Here is a 13,938-nt window from a genome sequence, read left to right on the forward strand (position 1 = left end):
TCGACTTGTGGAGAACTGAACCGTGACGGAGACCCCCAGCCGCGACCGGATCGAACCGGTCGACCTGCAAGAGGAGATGCAGCGCAGCTACATCGACTACGCGATGAGCGTCATCGTCGGTCGAGCGCTGCCCGAGGTGCGTGACGGGCTCAAGCCCGTGCACCGCCGCGTCCTCTTCGCGATGTACGACCAGGGCTTCCGCCCCGACCGGGCCACCGTCAAGTGCGCCCGCGTCGTCGGCGAGGTGATGGGCAACTACCACCCGCACGGTGACTCCTCGATCTACGACGCCCTCGTGCGGCTGGCCCAGCCCTGGTCGATGCGGTACCCGCTGATCGACGGCCAGGGCAACTTCGGCTCCCCGGGCAACGACCCGGCCGCCGCGATGCGGTACACCGAGGCCCGGCTGACGCCGCTGGCGATGGAGATGCTCGCCGACATCGGCGAGGACACCGTCGACTTCCAGCCCAACTACGACGGCAAGAACATGGAGCCCCTGGTCCTGCCGGGGCGCATCCCGAACCTGCTGGTCAACGGCTCGGCCGGGATCGCGGTCGGGATGGCGACCAACATGCCCCCGCACAACCTGCGCGAGGTGGCGGACGCCGTCTACTGGATGCTGGACAACCCCACGGCCCCGGCCGAGGAGGCCCTGGCCGCCTGCATGGCCGTGGTCAAGGGCCCGGACTTCCCGACCCACGGCCTGATCGTCGGCCGGGACGGCATCGAGGACGCCTACCGGACCGGTCGCGGCTCGGTGCGCATGCGCGCCGTCGTCGCCGTGGAGGAGGACAGCCGGGGCCGGGTGCAGCTGGTCGTCACCGAGCTGCCCTACCAGGTCAACCCCGACAACCTGGCCGAGTCCATCGCCGAGGGCGTGCGCGACGGCCGGCTGCAGGGGATCTCCGAGATCGCCGACGAGTCCTCCGACCGGGTGGGCCGCCGGCTGGTCATCACCCTGCGCCGCGACGCCGTCGCCAAGGTCGTGCTGAACAACCTCTACAAGCACACCCAGCTGCAGACGACGTTCGGCTGCAACATGCTCTCCATCGTCGACGGGGTGCCCCGCACGCTGCGGCTGGACGAGCTGATCCGCTACTGGGTCGCCCACCAGGTCGAGGTCATCCAGCGGCGCACCCGCTACCGGCTGCGCAAGGCCGAGGAGCGCGCGCACATCCTGCGCGGCTGGGCCAAGGCGCTGGACCAGCTCGACGCGGTGATCGCCCTCATCCGGGCCAGCGAGTCCGCCGAGACCGCCCGCACCGGTCTGATGGACCTGCTCGACGTCGACGAGGTCCAGGCGCTGAGCATCCTGGACCTGCAGCTGCGCCGACTGGCCGCCCTCGAGCGCCAGCGGATCATCGACGAGCTGGCCGAGATCGAGGCCCGCATCGCCGAGCTGCAGGCGATCCTGGACTCCCCCGAGCGCCAGCGGCAGATCGTCCGCGACGAGCTCAAGGAGATCGTCGACAAGTACGGCGACGACCGGCGGACCAACTTCATCGCCCACGACGGCGACGTGTCCATGGAGGACCTCATCGCCGAGGAGCAGGTGGTCGTCACGATCACCCGCACCGGCTACGCCAAGCGCACCAAGGCCGACCTGTACCGGTCCCAGCGCCGCGGCGGCAAGGGCGTCATGGGCGCCACGCTGAAGCAGGACGACCTGATCCAGCAGTTCTTCGTGGGCTCCACCCACGACTGGATCCTGTTCTTCACCAACAAGGGCCGGGTCTACCGGGCCAAGGCCTACGAGCTGCCCGAGGCCGCCCGGACCGCGCGCGGTGCCCACGTGGCCAACATCCTGGCCTTCCAGCCCGACGAGAAGATCGCCCAGGTCATCCAGATCAAGGACTACACGGTCGCGCCGTACCTGGTGCTGGCCACGGCGAACGGCCAGGTGAAGAAGACCCGGCTGGCCGACTTCGACTCCCCGCGCAGCGGCGGCGTCATCGCGATCAACCTGCGCGACGGCGACGAGCTGGTCGGGGCCTCGCTGATCGACCCGGAGCAGAACCTGCTGCTGGTCACCAGCCGGGCGATGAGCATCTGCTTCAAGGCCGACGACGCCCAGCTGCGGCCGATGGGCCGGGCCACCGAGGGCGTGCGCGGCATCTCGCTGTCCGACGACGACCGGCTGCTGTCGATGATCGTGGTGACCGAGGGCGTCGACGTCCTGGTGGCCACCGAGGGCGGCTACGCCAAGCGGACCGGGATCGAGAACTACCCGGAGCAGAACCGCGGCGGCAAGGGCGTGCTCACCGCCGACCCCAAGTCCCGCAAGGGCGTGCTGGTCGGGGCCCTGTCGGTGGTGCTCGGCGACGAGCTCTACGCCATCACCTCCACCGGCGGCGTCATCCGCACCCCGGTCAACGGGGTCCGGCACAACAAGGACCGCGCGACCATGGGCGTCAAGCTCATGAACTTGCCGGAGGACGTGACGATCGTGGCGATCGCCCGCACGACGGACAACGACGAGCCCGACGCCTAGGCTGAGGCGTGATGCCAGACCCGGGGCCGGACTCACCAGTCCGGCCCCGGCCTGTCTGGAGCGCGCACGGGACTGACCGATGCACCGACGCCCTCCCGCCCGGGAGCGTGTCGAGTGCGAGGGGGCGACGAGAGTCGCCCGGGGACGGGAGTACGGCATGAGCGACCGGACACAGGGCTCGGTCCGCGACGACGCCGGACGGCCGTCGCAGGGACCGGGCACGCAGGCGACGCCGGCGAACGGGGCGGCCCCCGCGGCCCCGACCGGTTCCTCGGCCGCGGGCAGGCCGTCGGCCCCCACGACCGCCCCCGGCTGGGGCGGTGCCACCCCGGCCCGTCCCGCCGACCAGGGTGGGACGACGAAGGCCGCCACCCTCCCCGCGCCGGCGCCCCAGCCGGCCACGGCCCAGCAGCCGGCGGTCACGCCCCCCGCCGCGCCGCCGGCGCCCAAGGCGACCCCGCCCAAGCAGGCCCCCCCGAAGCAGCCCGCCGCCCGGGCCGCAGCCGCTGGTGCCGCTGGTGCCGCCGTCGGCGCAGCCGCCACCCGGACCTCCTCCGCGCAGGGCGGCCGCGCCCCGGCCGCCGAGCGCCCCGCGGCAGCCCGGGTCACCCCGGCCGCAGCCGCCCCGGCCACCGGCACCGGTGGTGGCGGGGGCACCGGCCCGGGCGGTCCCGGACGACCCACCGGTGGGTCCGGCAACAGCGGTTCCGGGAGCTCCGGCGAGTCCTCGGGCACCACCAAGACCAAGGGCGGCCGCGGACCCCGCCGGGCCCGGCTGCAGCTGCGGCACATCGACGTGTGGTCGGCGCTGAAGATCTCGCTGGTCCTGGCGATCGCGCTGTTCTTCGTCTGGATGGTCGCCGTCGGCGTGCTCTACGGCGTGCTCAACGGCCTGGGTGTCTTCACCACCGTCAACGACCTCATCGGCCAGCTCGGCTCCACCGCCGGGGTGACCGACGGCGCACCCGCCGACGTCATCACCCCCGGCATCGTCTTCGGTGGCGCCGCGGTCATCGGCGCGGTCAACATCGTGCTGTTCACCGCGCTGTGCACCGTCGGGACGTTCATCTACAACCTGTGCTCCGACCTGGTCGGTGGCCTGGAGGTCACGCTCTCCGAGCGCGACTAGGTCCACGGCGATGCTCCGCATCGCACCGCCACCAGGAGCCGTCCCCGGCTCTTGGTGAGCCGTTGCGCCCCTCCTCGGGGAGGCCTCCGGCCCCCCGCTCGTCGGGGACTCGGACGGTCCCGTCGCGATGTCGGGTCCTCCGCTGGCCTCTGAGGACCCCGTGTGCGGTGGCCGGAACAGCTCCACGTATGCTTTCCGAGGTTCACGGGCCTGTAGCTCAGACGGTTAGAGCGCATCCCTGATAAGGATGAGGCCGGAGGTTCAAGTCCTCCCAGGCCCACCCGTGCACCGCCGTGGGGCCCTCCCGGCGCCGCGACGGACACCGGTCACCCCGCAGCCGCGGGAGCCGACTCGTCGAGGAGGTCCCCACCCGTGCTGAAGACCCTCGCCGGCGCAGCGCTGGCCGTCGCGGCCCTGGTCGCGGTCCGCAAGCGCTCCGCCGCCCGCGGCGACACCGGCCTCTGGGCCGAGGCCACCAGCGGGCCCGAGGCGGTCAGCACACCCACCCGCTAGACCCACCGCGGTACCGTGCGCACCGCACCGGGGACGTAGCTCAATTGGTAGAGCACCGCCTTTGCAAGGCGGGGGTCAGGGGTTCGATTCCCCTCGTCTCCACCCACCGCACCACCTCCCGCCGGCCCTGCCCGGGATGAGCCAGACTCACCGCGTGCGCACCCTCCACCGGGCGGCCCCGGCCGCGATCGCCGTCGCGCTGTCCGTCGTCCTCACCGGCTGCGGCAGCGCCGAGGAGCCGGTCGCCGCCCCCACCAGCGCGTCGACGGCCGCCCCAGGATCGGCGACGACCACGGCGGCCGCGCCGACGACGACCGTCGCGCCCACCCCGGAGACCGTCGAGCAGGACTGCCCCTACCTGGACACCGCCACCGTCCAGGACACCGTCGGCCAGCAGACCCCCACGGTCACCACCACCGGCGTCCCCGGTGGTCCCCCGCCCACCTGCACCTTCCTCAAGCCGAACGACGAGGCCGCGGCGACCGTCGAGGTCAGCCAGGCCACCGACGCGATCGCCGCGCAGACCGCCGCGGTGCAGCGGGTCGCGGGCATCGGCGGCACCGCGGTCGACGACATCGCCGACGGCGGCGGGATCGCCAGCACCGACGGCGGGACCGTGCTGGCGGTGGCCGACGGGACCCTGGTCGTCGTGGTCACCATCAACCAGGCGTCCAGCCTGCAGGCCCGGGAGCTGGCCCAGGCCGTCGTCGCCGTCCTCTGACCGGGTCGTCGGCGCCGCCGGGAGGTGGGACGATGGGCGGGTGACCGAATCGACTCCTGCACGGCGCGCAGTCCTGCACACCAACCACGGCGACATCACCGTGGACCTGTTCCCGGACCACGCCCCCAAGACCGTCGCCAACTTCGCCGAGCTCGCCGAGGGCAGCCGCGAGTGGGTCGACCCCCGATCCCGGGCCAAGACCACCGAGAAGCTCTACGACGGCACGATCTTCCACCGCGTCATCGACGGCTTCATGATCCAGGGCGGCGACCCGCTCGGTCAGGGCACCGGTGGCCCCGGCTACCGCTTCGGCGACGAGTTCCACCCCGACCTGCAGTTCTCCAAGCCCTACCTGCTCGCCATGGCCAACGCCGGCCCGGGCACCAACGGCTCGCAGTTCTTCATCACCACCACGAACACCCCGCACCTGAACAACAAGCACACGATCTTCGGCGAGGTGGCCGACGACGCGTCCCGCAAGGTCGTCGACACCATCGGCAAGGTCCCGACCGCGCGTGGCGACAAGCCCCTCGAGGACGTCGTGATCACCTCGGTCGAGGTGCAGCGCAGCTGAGCACGCCCGACGGCCCGGTGGGCGCCGGCGGCGAGCAGCCGCCGGCGCCCCCGGCCACCACCTGCTACCGGCACCCCGACCGGCCGACCCGGATCTCCTGCGTCCGCTGTGGCCGGCCGATCTGCCCCGAGTGCATGCACCCCGCCTCGGTGGGCTTCCAGTGCCCCGAGGAGATCGCCGACGCCCGGCGCACCGTCCGGCAGCCCAAGCGCACCACCGGCCTGCAGATCGCCGGTCGCCGCTGGGGCACCGTCACCGTCACCCTCGTCGCGCTCAACGTCGCGGTGGCCGTCGCGACCGCGATCTCGGCCATCAGCGTCGGCAACAGCCCGCTGCGCACCTTCTCCTCCCCGTTGCAGTCCGCGCTGCTCACCGCCCCGGTGCTGGTCGACGACGGCCAGTGGTGGCGGGTGGTCACCAGCGCGTTCACCCACGCCAGCCTGGTGCACCTCGCGCTGAACATGCTCGCCCTCCTGCTGTTCGGCTCCGAGCTCGAACGCATGATGGGCAAGGCGCGCTACCTGACCGTCTACCTGGTCGCCGCGCTCGGCGGAGCCGCCGCGCTGCAGCTGTTCGGCGCCTACCTCGGCGGTGTCGTCGGGGCCTCCGGAGCCATCTACGGGCTGCTCGGCGCCTTCGGCGTGGTGCTCGTCCGACAGAAGCAGGACCTGCGCGGCCTGCTCACCCTGCTCGCCATCAACCTGGTGATCAGCTTCCTGCCCGGGGTCTCCCTGCTCGGGCACCTCGGTGGTCTGGTCACCGGTGCCGCGACGGCTGCGATCCTGCTGTGGGCCCGGCGACGCACCGCACTGGCCGTCGGCGGGACCGCCGTGCTGGTCGCGGTCCTCCTGGTGCTCGTCTTCGGCGGACTCCGCTAGCTCCCGGCCGGGCGCAGCCGCAGCAGCTCGGCACCGACCCGCTCCGGGTCGGTGCCGAGGTCGCGCCGGCCGAGCACCAGCAGCACGGTGTCCTCGGCGGTGTCCTCCAGCTCCAGCGTCGTGGTGCGCAGGCCCAGCCGACGGGTCGTCCGCACCCGCGTCCGCAGCCGGGCCCACGGCACCGTCGTCGTGCCCGCGGTCGTGCGGACGACGACACCGGCCTCGTCGGCCGACAGCCGGGGGGCGCGCACCACGTCCCGGACGGCGACGGCGAGCAGCAGCAGCGCCGCACCCCCCACCAGGACGGCGCCGACCGGGTCGACGACCAGGGCGGCCGCTCCGAGCACGGCCGCCACGACGACGGCGCCGACGGTCTCCCCGAGACGTGTGGACCACTGCACGGCCCCATGGTCGCAAGCGGTTCGTCCACAGGGCCGGGACGCTCACCGCCGAGACGGGTGGGACGACGGTGACCCGCGGGACGAACTGCCGGTTCACCAGCGGCGCGTCCGGGTAGACGAGCGGCGGGTGACCGTTCTCGCAGCGAGGTCACCGCACCGGTCGAGTCGACTTCTCCACACCTGTGTGCACAGGTGGGGACAGAAGAACAGACGTGTAGTTACGCCGTTGCGTCGTGCGCCCCGTGCGTCACACGGTCCGCATCGGTGCAGGTCAGCGGCCCGGCGGAGGTAGCCCGGAATCCACACTCGGTGGACAACCCTGGGGGTGACGGTCCCGGCACGCTGTGGACTCCCGTGTCGACCTGTGCACAGCGGTGCACACCCGGGTCGGGCCGCCGGGCCGGTCGTCGAGTCGACCCCACGCCTCGCCTGGCAGAGCGGGCGCACAACCGCGACGCTGGGCCGATGCAGGTCTTGGTGACGGGTGCGTCGGGTTTCGTGGGCGGTCGACTCACGTCGGCCCTGGTCGAGGAAGGCCACCGGGTGCGGGCCATGACCCGCCGTCCCGATGCCTACGAGGGCGCCGGTGAGGCCGTGGCCGGGGACGTGACCGACGAGGGCTCGTTGCGCCGGGCGATGGAGGGCTGCGAGGCGGCCTACTACCTGGTGCACAGCCTGGACGCAGCCGACTTCCAGGACCGGGACGCCGCGGCCGCGCGCACCTTCGGCCGGGCGGCCGCCGACGCCGGGATCCGCCGGATCGTCTACCTGGGCGGCCTCGGGGACGACGCCGACGACCTGTCGGCGCACCTGCGCAGCCGCCGCGAGGTCGAGCGCCTGCTGGGCGGTGCCGGCGTGCCGGTGACCGTGCTGCGGGCCGGCATCGTCGTCGGCCACGGCGGCGTCTCCTGGGAGATGACCCGCCAGCTGGTGGCCCACCTGCCGGCGATGGTGACCCCGCGCTGGGTGCACACCCGGACCCAGCCGATCGCCGTCGCCGACGTCGTCCGCTACCTGGTGGGGGTGCTGGAGGCGCCCGAGGCCGAGGGCCGGGTCTTCGAGGTCGGCGGGCCCGACGTGCTGGAGTACCTGGAGATGCTCACCCGGGTGGCCGACATCCAGGGCCGGCACCTGTTCGTGCTCCCGGTGCCGTTGCTGAGCCCGCAGCTGTCCTCCCGCTGGCTGGCGCTGGTGACCGACGTCGACGTGCAGACCGGCCGCTCGCTCATCGACTCGATGACCAACGAGGTGGTCGTGAAGGACGACGCCATCCGGCAGGTCGTGCCCTTCGAACCGATGGACTACGACCAGGCGGTGCTGGTCGCCCTCGGCGAGCGCGCCGCCGACCGGCGCCGGACGTCGGGACCGGGCAAGCGGCTGGGGCTGCTCGCCCGCGGTGCCCGCTCGTGAGTCGCGCCTCGGTGCCCGACCGGATCTGGGGTCAGGTGACCTCCCGCGCCCCGGCGTGGCTGATCGACCCGGTGCCCCGCGACCACCGGGAGTCCGACCGGGCCTTCTGCCGCCGCCGGCGGGTCACCGCGGCCGTCTCGGTGGTGGGCGCCGGCCTGCTGGGCACCTCGTTGTCCCAGAAGCCGGACTCCAAGGCGTTCTACGGCCTCACGATGGCCGTGGCGGGCACGTGGGTGGCCGGGGGCATCGCCTCCGGGCCGCTGCACCGGGGGTGGATGCGCTCCTCCCGCGAGGTGCTGCACCGCCCGGTGATCACCCCCGTCGTGACCGGCGTGGGCGTGTTCGGGCTGTTCTACAGCGCCGCCCTGGTCGCCCGGCGGATCCCGGTGCTCAACGCCGCCGTCACCCGGGTGCTGCGCTACGCCCACCAGGGCAACCCCGCGCTGGTGGCGACGACGACGCTGGCCAACGGGGCCGCCGAGGAGGTCTTCTTCCGCGGGGCGCTCTACGCCGCGGCCGGGACCACCCACCCGGTGCTGAAGTCCACCGCGGTCTACGGGCTGGCCACCACGGCCACCCGCAACCCGGCGCTGGTGCTGGCCTCGGTCGTCATGGGCGTGCTGTTCGGCTGGCAGCGCAAGGTCACCGGCGGCATCCAGGCCCCGATGCTCACCCACCTGGTCTGGTCCACGCTCATGCTGCGTTACCTGCCGGCGCTGTTCGACGACCAGCCCGGCATCAACGCCCCGGTGCCCGCCGACGAGGGCCCCGCAGGCACCACCGCCTGAGACGACGACGGCCCCCTCCCGCGGGGGAGGGGGCCGACGGACGGCGGTGCGGGGGCCTCAGCGCCAGCGCATCGACATGACCAGCCCGGCGACCATCGCGCCGAAGCCGATCGCGAAGTTCCAGGCGCCCAGGGACACCATCACCGGGATCTGGTCACCGGCGACGTAGTAGACGACGATCCACACCAGGCCGAGCACCATCAGCGCGACCATCACCCCGGCGTACCACCGCGGGCTGGGCTGGGCGGCGCGGGCGCGCGCGGCACTGGCCGGCAGCACCCCCTCGGGCGGGGTGTAGACCGACTTCTTGCGCACCTTGGACTTGGGCACTGCGCGGACTCCTCGGGCTTCGCTTCCACGTGCAGGGGTGTCCGGGCACGAGCTCCACCGGCCACGACGTCCACCCAGCCTAAGCTGACGGCCACGGGCCGGGGTGCTACGGCCCGCACGGAAGTGCGAGGACGTTGCCGAGGACGTTGCCCAGGAGGTGCCGTGACGCGAGCCGAGACCCGCCGTCGCGGGCGCCCCCCGCGCACCGTGTGGACGGCGCTGGTGCCGGTGGTGGCGTTGGCGGCCGGGCTGCTGTTCGCCACCTCCGGTCAGACGGCGCGCGGCACCGACCTGCGGGCCGGGGACGTGTCCCAGCTCGGCGGGCTGATCCAGCAGCTGCAGGCGGCGGCCGACCGGCAGGAGGCCGAGCTGTCCACGCTGCAGGCCCGCAGCGAGGAGCTGACGGACGAGGTGGCCGGCCGGGACTCCGAGGTGGCTGCGCTGCAGGCCGCAGGCGATGCCGGGCTGCAGTCGGCCGGTCTCACCGCGCTGTCCGGCTCCGGGGTGGAGATCGTGCTCGACGACGCCCCGGCCACCGCCGACGGCACGCTGCCCCGCGGCGCCGAGCCCGACGACCTGGTCATCCACCAGTCCGACGTGCAGGGCGTGGTGAACGCGCTGTGGGCGTCGGGCGCCGACGGCGTGACGATCATGGGCCAGCGGCTGATCGGCACCAGCGCCGTCCGTTGCGTCGGCAACACCCTGCTGCTGCAGGGCCGGACGTACTCCCCGCCCTTCGTGGTGACCGCCGTCGGCGACGCCGACGCGATGCGCGAGGAGCTCCGCGGGTCCTACGAGGTGCGGTTGCTGCAGGCCGCGGTCGACCGGTTCGGCCTCACCTACCGGGTGACGGACACCCGCGACGTGGCACTGCCCGCCTACGATGGCGCACTGGACCTGCAGCACGCCACACCCGTGGGCTGATCCCAGCTCCGTCCGGGCGGTGTCGGCGCAGGTCAGACCGACGGCCCCGGGGGGACCACAGTGGACGGCGAGAGCACCAGCGGCGGGGACCGTCGCGGACGACACTCCCACCGCGCCGACCCGACGCCCCCCGTGGACGGCGACACGCCCGCCGAGCGAGACGAGAACGACCGGAACGACGACGCCACGGCCTGGCAGCCGTTGGTCCCCGGTGTGCCCGGTGTGCCCGCACCCCGGGCCGACGAGGCAGACGACATCGCCGACGCTCCAGCCGAGGCCGACGGGTCCACGGCCGCCGTCCGCCGGCCCGAGCGCACCCGCGGCGACCTGGTGCGCACCGGCGTCCGCGGCGTGGGGCAGCTCCTGGTCACCGCCGGCCTCGTCGTCCTGCTCTTCGTCGTCTACGAGGTCTGGGTGACCGACCTGTTCAGCGACCGGAAGCAGACCGAGCTGAGCCAGGAGCTGCGCGAGGACTGGACCGAGGACCCCACGGTGCCCACGCTGCCCGACGGCGGGATCTCCGAGGTGCCGCTGGGGCAGGGGTTCGCGTTCATCCGGATCCCGGCGTTCGGCGAGGACTACGTGAAGGTGGTGCTCGAGGGCACCGACGAGGAGGAGCTCGTCGAGGGCCCGGGGCACTACGTGGACTCCGCGATGCCCGGCGAGCAGGGCAACTTCGCCCTGGCCGGGCACCGGGTCGGCAAGGGGTCGCCGTTCCTCGACCTCGACCAGCTCCAGCCCGGCGACCCGATCGTCATCGAGACCGCCGACACCTGGTTCACCTACCGGGTGGTCGGTCCCGACGACCCCAACGGCATCCCGTCCCAGCAGATCGTGCTGCCCAGCGACGTCTCGGTCATCGCCCCCACCCCGAACGGACCGCTGGACGGGCCGTCGTCGGGTGCCTACCTGACGCTGACGACCTGCCACCCCAAGTTCTCCGCCCGCGAGCGGCTGATCGTGCACGCGGTGCTGGACGGCGAACCGGTCAGCAAGACCGACGCCCCGGACGGCCCCCCGGCCCTGACGGAGGGCTGAGCCGTGTACACCTGGATCTGGCGGCACCTCCCCGGCGGCACCGGACTGAAGGCGGTCCAGGCACTCGTCCTGGTCCTCGCGGTCTGCGCGCTGCTGCTGTTCGTGGTGTTCCCGGCGATCGAGCCCTCGCTGCCCTTCAACGACGTGACGGTGGACCAGTGACCGAACCGACCGGACGACCCGTCCTCGTCGTCGACAACTTCGACAGCTTCGTCTACAACCTCGTGCAGTACCTGGGGCAGCTCGGCGTGCCCAGCATCGTGCGGCGCAACGACGCGGTGACCACCGCCGAGCTCGCCGACCTCGACGTCGCCGGGGTGCTGCTGTCCCCGGGCCCCGGCACGCCCGTCGACGCCGGTGTCACCGTCCCGATGGTGCGCGCGGCCGCCGAGGCCGGGGTGCCCGTGCTGGGCGTCTGCCTGGGCCACCAGGCGATCGCCGAGGCCTTCGGCGGGGACGTCGTCCGGGCCCCGGAGCTGCTGCACGGCAAGACCAGCCAGGTCGTGCACGACGGCGCCGGCGTCCTCGCCGGGCTCCCCTCGCCCTTCACCGCCACCCGGTACCACTCGCTGGCCGTGGAGTCCTCGACGTTCCCCGCCGAGCTCGAGGTCACCGGCCGGACGCCGTCGGGCATCGTGATGGCCCTGCGGCACCGCGACCTGCCGATCGAGGGCGTGCAGTTCCACCCCGAGTCGGTGCTGACCGAGGGTGGCCACCAGCTGCTGGCCACCTGGCTGGAGAGCTGCGGCCTGGCGCCCGACCCCGCCCTGGTGGAGTCCGCCAGCGCCTCGGCCAAGCGCCTGCTCACCGCCGTCGGCTGACGAGGAGCGCCCTTCTCGTCGGGGCGCCCGACGAGAAGGGCGCTCCTCGTCAGTCCTGGGGCTGGCCCGGGATGGGGATGACGCCCGTCGGGGTCGCGGTCGGCGTCCCGGTGGGCGCCGTCGTCTCCGTCGGGGTCGGGGTGGGGACGGCGATCAGGACCGTGATCTCGGTGTCCGCGGTGACCTGGGTGTTGGCGCCGGGCTCGGTGCTCACCACGGTGCCGGCGGCGACGTCGTCGCGTTCGACGTTCTGCGGGGTGATGACCGTGAGCCCGGCCGTGCGCAGGGTGGTCTCGGCGGTCGCCTGGTCCTGACCGGCCACGTCGGGCAGCGCGATGGTCCCGGTGGAGATCTGCAGCGTGATCGAGGTGTCGGGGGCGACCTGCTGACCCGCGGCCGGGTCCACCGAGACCACGGTGCCCTCGTCCTGCAACGACTCCACCTGCTGGCTGTTGATGCTGCCGGTGAAGCCCTGGCTCTCCAGGTTGGCCCGGGCGTCGTCCTCGGTGAGGCCGACCACGCGCGGCACCGTGATGGGGTTGGGTCCGGCCGAGACCACCAGCGCGACCGCGGAGCCCTCGTCGAGGGTCTCCCCGGCGGCGGGGTCGGTGCGGATGACCTGGCCGGTCTCGACGGTGTCGTCGGGCTCGCTGGTCACGGCACCCACGGTGAGGCCCTCGGCCTGCAGGGCGGCCGTGGCCGCGGCCTGGTCCTGCCCGACCACGTCGGGCACGGCGACCGTGACGACGGTCGGCGTCGCCGGGGTGTCGTCGTCCCCGCCGCCGCTGTTGAGCGCGATGAGCAGGGCGACCAGGCCGACGAGCACGAGGACGCCGGCGACGACGAGGGCGATGATGCCGCGGCGGCGGCGCTTGGCGTGCGCCTCGTCGTCGGCGTCCCACTGGTCGTCGTGGCCGGGGTAGCCGCCGGCCCCGATGAACGAGGTGCGCTCGGCGTCGCCCATCACCGGGGTGGCCTCGACCCGCTGGCCGGCGACGGCGCGGAGCAGGTCGGCGCGCATCTCGGCGGCGGACTGGTAGCGGTTGGCCGGGTTCTTGCTCATCGCCTTGAGCAGGATGGCGTCGAGCTCCGGCGGGACCTCGGGGTTGATCGAGGACGGCGTCCGGGGGTCCTCGCGCACGTGCTGGTAGGCCACCGCCACCGGGGAGTCACCGGTGAACGGCGGGGCGCCCGTGACGAGCTCGTAGAGCAGACAGCCGGCGGAGTAGACGTCCGAGCGCGCGTCCACACCCTCGCCGCGGGCCTGCTCGGGGGAGAGGTACTGCGCGGTCCCGATGACGGCGGCGGTGGACGTCATGGTGGCCGCGGAGTCCGAGACGGCCCGGGCGATGCCGAAGTCCATCACCTTGACGGTGCCCTGCGGGGTGATCATCACGTTCCCGGGCTTCACGTCCCGGTGCACGATCCCGTTGCGGTGCGAGAAGTCCAGCGCCGCGGAGATGTCGGCGGTGAGGCTCATGGCCCGCTCGGGGGAGAGCCGGCCCTCGCGGCGCAGCACGTCGCGCAGCGTCTCGCCCTCGACGTACTCCATGACGATGTAGGGCGTCGCGCCCGTGGTGGTGCGGTCCTCACCGGTGTCGTAGACCGCGACGATCGCCGGGTGGTTCAGCGACGCCGAGGCCTGCGCCTCGCGACGGAAGCGGACCTGGAACGAGGGGTCGCGGGCGAGGTCGTGCCGGAGCACCTTGACCGCCACCTCGCGGCCCAGCCGCAGGTCACGCCCACGGTGCACCTCCGCCATCCCGCCACGGCCGAGGACGCCACCGATCTCGTAGCGCTCACCGAGCACCTGCGGGGTGGTCATCGGAGGTCCTCTCGGGCGGCTCGGGCATGCGGTCCCGGGAGCGTGGCGGTGGTCGGGCGGAGCGTAAGCGATCGGTGCGTCGTGACCCGGGCGGC

Annotated in this window: 13 protein-coding genes and 2 tRNA genes; 12 read left to right on the forward strand and 3 right to left on the reverse strand. The window is 73.3% G+C overall.

Annotation, left to right across the window (positions count from 1 at the left end):
- The first annotated feature begins 22 nt into the window (after positions 1 to 22).
- The 7 genes from gyrA to F1C76_10010 all read left to right on the forward strand — a co-directional run bounded on the left by gyrA (position 23) and on the right by F1C76_10010 (position 6,306).
- Complete coding sequence (gene gyrA, locus F1C76_09980; protein ID QNG36877.1) at positions 23 to 2,491, forward strand: DNA gyrase subunit A; 2,469 nt, start codon at positions 23 to 25, stop codon at positions 2,489 to 2,491.
- A gap of 157 nt (positions 2,492 to 2,648) precedes the next feature.
- Positions 2,649 to 3,620: a DUF3566 domain-containing protein gene (locus tag F1C76_09985; GenBank protein QNG36878.1), complete on the forward strand. Its 972-nt coding sequence runs from the start codon at positions 2,649 to 2,651 to the stop codon at positions 3,618 to 3,620.
- Positions 3,621 to 3,826: 206 nt separating this feature from the next.
- Positions 3,827 to 3,900 (forward strand) — tRNA-Ile (locus F1C76_09990).
- 262 nt (positions 3,901 to 4,162) lie between these two features.
- A tRNA-Ala gene (locus F1C76_09995) sits at positions 4,163 to 4,235 on the forward strand.
- 34 nt (positions 4,236 to 4,269) lie between these two features.
- A complete protein-coding gene (locus F1C76_10000; protein ID QNG36879.1) occupies positions 4,270 to 4,854 on the forward strand; it encodes a DUF2020 domain-containing protein in 585 nt (194 codons plus the stop codon).
- 40 nt (positions 4,855 to 4,894) lie between these two features.
- The gene (locus F1C76_10005; GenBank protein ID QNG36880.1) at positions 4,895 to 5,428 is read left to right on the forward strand and encodes a peptidylprolyl isomerase; all 534 of its coding nucleotides are present in this window, start codon (positions 4,895 to 4,897) and stop codon (positions 5,426 to 5,428) included.
- A 134-nt stretch (positions 5,429 to 5,562) separates the two neighbouring features.
- On the forward strand, positions 5,563 to 6,306 hold the full coding sequence (locus F1C76_10010; GenBank protein ID QNG39148.1) for a rhomboid family intramembrane serine protease: 744 nt from the start codon (positions 5,563 to 5,565) through the stop codon (positions 6,304 to 6,306).
- On the opposite strand, the gene F1C76_10015 is transcribed toward F1C76_10010, so the two are convergent.
- On the reverse strand, positions 6,303 to 6,707 hold the full coding sequence (locus F1C76_10015; protein QNG36881.1) for a PH domain-containing protein: 405 nt from the start codon (positions 6,705 to 6,707) through the stop codon (positions 6,303 to 6,305). The genes F1C76_10010 and F1C76_10015 overlap by 4 nt on opposite strands.
- Before the next feature lie 465 nt (positions 6,708 to 7,172).
- Here F1C76_10015 and F1C76_10020 point away from each other — a divergent pair, with 465 nt between their 5' ends.
- Together F1C76_10020 and F1C76_10025 are read left to right on the forward strand one after the other, a co-directional pair.
- Positions 7,173 to 8,117, forward strand: coding sequence for an NAD(P)H-binding protein (locus F1C76_10020; protein ID QNG36882.1), 945 nt, complete (start codon positions 7,173 to 7,175; stop codon positions 8,115 to 8,117).
- A gap of 23 nt (positions 8,118 to 8,140) precedes the next feature.
- Positions 8,141 to 8,905 carry a CPBP family intramembrane metalloprotease gene (locus tag F1C76_10025; protein ID QNG39149.1) on the forward strand — a complete coding sequence of 255 codons (765 nt, stop codon included), beginning with the start codon at positions 8,141 to 8,143 and terminating at the stop codon, positions 8,903 to 8,905.
- A 57-nt stretch (positions 8,906 to 8,962) separates the two neighbouring features.
- On the opposite strand, the gene crgA is transcribed toward F1C76_10025, so the two are convergent.
- Positions 8,963 to 9,235: a cell division protein CrgA gene (crgA, locus tag F1C76_10030; protein QNG36883.1), complete on the reverse strand. Its 273-nt coding sequence runs from the start codon at positions 9,233 to 9,235 to the stop codon at positions 8,963 to 8,965.
- Between the two features lie 162 nt (positions 9,236 to 9,397).
- On the opposite strand from crgA, the gene F1C76_10035 reads away from it, so the two are divergent.
- From F1C76_10035 to F1C76_10045, 3 genes are all read left to right on the forward strand, one after another.
- Positions 9,398 to 10,159, forward strand: coding sequence for a DUF881 domain-containing protein (locus F1C76_10035; protein QNG36884.1), 762 nt, complete (start codon positions 9,398 to 9,400; stop codon positions 10,157 to 10,159).
- Positions 10,160 to 10,486: 327 nt separating this feature from the next.
- Positions 10,487 to 11,197: a class E sortase gene (locus tag F1C76_10040; GenBank protein ID QNG39150.1), complete on the forward strand. Its 711-nt coding sequence runs from the start codon at positions 10,487 to 10,489 to the stop codon at positions 11,195 to 11,197.
- A gap of 158 nt (positions 11,198 to 11,355) precedes the next feature.
- On the forward strand, positions 11,356 to 12,018 hold the full coding sequence (locus F1C76_10045; GenBank protein QNG36885.1) for an aminodeoxychorismate/anthranilate synthase component II: 663 nt from the start codon (positions 11,356 to 11,358) through the stop codon (positions 12,016 to 12,018).
- 49 nt (positions 12,019 to 12,067) lie between these two features.
- Here the strand turns inward: F1C76_10045 and pknB are convergent, their stop codons facing one another.
- The gene (gene pknB / locus F1C76_10050; protein QNG36886.1) at positions 12,068 to 13,843 is read right to left on the reverse strand and encodes a Stk1 family PASTA domain-containing Ser/Thr kinase; all 1,776 of its coding nucleotides are present in this window, start codon (positions 13,841 to 13,843) and stop codon (positions 12,068 to 12,070) included.
- Between the last annotated feature and the right edge of the window lie 95 nt (positions 13,844 to 13,938).

Source organism: Geodermatophilaceae bacterium NBWT11, assembly GCA_014218215.1.
Taxonomy (GTDB): domain Bacteria; phylum Actinomycetota; class Actinomycetes; order Mycobacteriales; family Geodermatophilaceae; genus Klenkia.

Excerpts from the sequence above, each read along its gene's own strand:
- F1C76_10000 (QNG36879.1), top strand. The coding sequence starts at position 4,270 with ATGAGCCAGACTCACCGCGTGCGCACCCTCCACCGGGCGGCCCCGGCC.
- F1C76_10020 (QNG36882.1), top strand. The coding sequence starts at position 7,173 with ATGCAGGTCTTGGTGACGGGTGCGTCGGGTTTCGTGGGCGGTCGACTC.
- F1C76_10010 (QNG39148.1), top strand. The coding sequence starts at position 5,563 with ATGCACCCCGCCTCGGTGGGCTTCCAGTGCCCCGAGGAGATCGCCGAC.
- F1C76_09985 (QNG36878.1), top strand. The coding sequence starts at position 2,649 with ATGAGCGACCGGACACAGGGCTCGGTCCGCGACGACGCCGGACGGCCG.
- pknB (QNG36886.1), bottom strand. The coding sequence starts at position 13,843 with ATGACCACCCCGCAGGTGCTCGGTGAGCGCTACGAGATCGGTGGCGTC.